Source organism: Pseudomonas sp. 1D4, assembly GCF_001728925.1.
In the GTDB taxonomy this organism is placed as follows: Bacteria; Pseudomonadota; Gammaproteobacteria; order Pseudomonadales; family Pseudomonadaceae; genus Metapseudomonas; species Metapseudomonas otitidis.
The window spans coordinates 1-2622 of sequence record NZ_LXJQ01000110.1; the positions used below are offsets into that span (position 1 = coordinate 1).

2 protein-coding genes and 1 pseudogene are annotated in these 2622 nt (G+C 56.2%); all 3 read left to right on the plus strand.

Annotated features, from left to right (window positions below):
- Positions 1–523: pseudogene (locus tag A7D27_RS27605) on the plus strand (transposase); the annotation flags it as partial.
- 34 nt (positions 524–557) lie between these two features.
- Complete coding sequence (locus tag A7D27_RS26730) at positions 558–1544, plus strand: arsenic resistance protein (protein WP_069561661.1); 987 nt, start codon at positions 558–560, stop codon at positions 1542–1544.
- A gap of 207 nt (positions 1545–1751) precedes the next feature.
- The gene (locus A7D27_RS26735; protein WP_069566667.1) at positions 1752–2225 is read left to right on the plus strand and encodes a hypothetical protein; all 474 of its coding nucleotides are present in this window, start codon (positions 1752–1754) and stop codon (positions 2223–2225) included.
- Positions 2226–2622 lie beyond the last annotated feature (397 nt).

The following is a 2622-nucleotide window of genomic DNA, read 5'->3' on the forward strand; positions in this document are numbered from 1 at the left end:
AAATCTTTGGCCGTGCCAGCCTGCCCATCGCTCGCTCGACACTGGCGCAGTGGGTCGGGCAAACCGATGTGCAACTCCAGCCGCTGGTCGATGCCCTGCGCGAAACCGTGCTGGCCCAGCGCGTAATCCACGCCGAGAAACACTGCATACCTGGATGCTGGCCCAGCGTGATCTGGTGCCAAACGGATCATCAACGGCGAAAGCCTTGGATTACAGTCTCAAGCGCTGGCTGGCACTGACTCGCTATGTCGAGGATGGTGCTGTGCCCATCGACAATAACCCGGTCGAGAACCAGATTCGACCATGGGCCCTTGGACGCTCGAACTGGTTGTTTGCCGGCTCGCTACGCAGCGGTAAGCGCGCGGCGGCGATCATGAGCCTGATCCAATCGGCCCGCATGAACGGACATGATCCGTATGCCTATCTCAAGGATGTGCTGACACGACTGCCGACGCAGCGGGCAAGTGAGATCTGTCAACTGCTGCCGCATAGCTGGGCCCCTTTATCCAGGCAGGTTTGCTAGTCTGACGCCCTTTTCGTGCTGGAGGGGGGGAGTCATGAATAGGGATACGCTTGAGCAGAACCAAATACCGATCTATTTCGTAGCGGTCATAGCAGCAGCAATCGGCGGATTGATATCACCCTCAGCAGCACAAGGGCTGGATGTGCTGGTAACCCCCACAATCGCCGTGCTGATGTATGCAATGTTTCTGCAAATACCCTTCTTGGATTTGCGTGAAGGGCTGAGCAACAAGCGCTTCATGTCGGCGCTTCTCATCGCTAATTTCGTATTGATTCCGCTATTGGTTTGGGGCATCACTAGAGGCCTTGTAGACCACCCGGCCATACTCGTTGGCGCTCTATTGGTATTGCTGACACCCTGTATCGACTACGTGGTGGTCTTCACTCACATTGGCAAGGGCGACTCGCGCGCGATTCTTTCGGCAACCCCGGTTCTACTGTTGCTTCAGCTTGTTTTGCTGCCTGTTTACCTGGCCTTCATGCTGGGTGGGCAGTCCGAAGTCGTAATCTCCATCGGCCCATTCGTTGAAGCGTTTCTTCTCCTAATCGTCGCGCCGCTTTTTTTGGCGGTAGCTACAGCTGCTGTGGCCAAACGGTCGAACATTGTCGCCGGGTGGAACGCTGTGTGGGCATGGCTACCCGTTCCAGCAATGGCTGCGGTTCTGATCGTGGTGGTTGGATCTCAGATATCTTCGGTGGTGCGCGACATCAATCTGCTTGCTCCAGTTATCCCTGTGTACATTGGCTTTCTGGTACTGGCACCACTAATGGGGGCGCTGGCATCCGGAGTTGCCAAACTGCCACCCACGACAGCACGAGCAGTAACCTTTAGCTCATCAACTCGAAACTCCCTGGTTGTTCTGCCTCTGGCTTTAGCATTGCCTGAAGATATTCGAGGGCTTGCTGCCGCAGCGGTAATCACACAGACGTTGGTCGAGTTGGTAGGTGAGCTGATCTACATCCGCGCAATACCGGCGCTTGTTTGGCGAGGAAAACCCAGTCTTGCGTCGACAACTTCCTAGATCGGTCTCCTGGCGCAAGGCGGGTTGGCCGGACGCTTACCCTCTGCCGACCTGGAGCACAGCCGCCAAACAACTGGCCCATAAAGCCCTCCCTGCACGAGGCAAACGGAAAGCACATGCTCCTGTTTCCGAGCCCCATGCAACGGTGCATTAACTTCAACCCTTTAATTCCAGATCAAGTTTTCGTACTCAGGACGAGTGAATCAGATGTTGATGAAACTGGCGCCGAAGAAGCGCAATCCCCGTAACTTCTATTTGAGTATCGCGGCAACGGTCGTGCTCGTTTTGCTGGGACGCTATTTCTCAATAACTTCCGAGCGGGAAAAAGAGGCGCAACTTTCACTGTTGAGCCAGCGACTGTCCCAGTTGAGCGCCACCCTTCCGAAGAGAGTCGACGGATTGACCACACTCGAACACGTCAACCTCTCGTACCCCGACACGATCTCTTACCGCTACAAGGTCAATATGACGACAGAAGACTTGCCCGATGAGGAAAGGGCGAAATGGGAGGCAAGCTCGCGTCGCGGACTGGAAAGACTGGCCTGCAAGGAAACGCAGCTATTGGCCGCGATGAGCAAGTACGGTATTCGGATGCAGCATTTGTACATGGCCAAAGACGGTGAGCTGTATACGATCGATATAGATGCCGACCAGTTGAATTGCCCAGAGCGGAAAAAGTGAGTGTTACCCCTGTAAGAGCACAGGAAAAACCTGTGCCTTACTTCCCGGACTCTTCAACGTGGATCACCTCGATCCCACCCACATAAGGCTCCCTGCGCATCAAACAGACGTTCCATCGTGCCTAGGCCGATGGCGGCATAGTTTCAAAGGTCCCGCTCGGCCTGGCAAATGGAACGGATACCCGGACCGAATACGACAGATCCCACCACTCGCCAGGCCACTCAATACACGCACCACTGCCGACTACGAGGCAGACTCCGTGTCGGCAGACCGCGCGAGGAGGCCTAGCGGCCTGCCGGCCCGAGCCCGGTCTGTCAAACTCGCGCGGTCTGCCCTCCTGCGCCCATCAACGTCCGGCGATACAGCCATCTCGTCACGGCGGATCGCATGGGGAGAC

Excerpts from the sequence above, each read along its gene's own strand:
- A7D27_RS26730 (WP_069561661.1), top strand. The coding sequence starts at position 558 with ATGAATAGGGATACGCTTGAGCAGAACCAAATACCGATCTATTTCGTA.
- A7D27_RS26735 (WP_069566667.1), top strand. The coding sequence starts at position 1,752 with ATGTTGATGAAACTGGCGCCGAAGAAGCGCAATCCCCGTAACTTCTAT.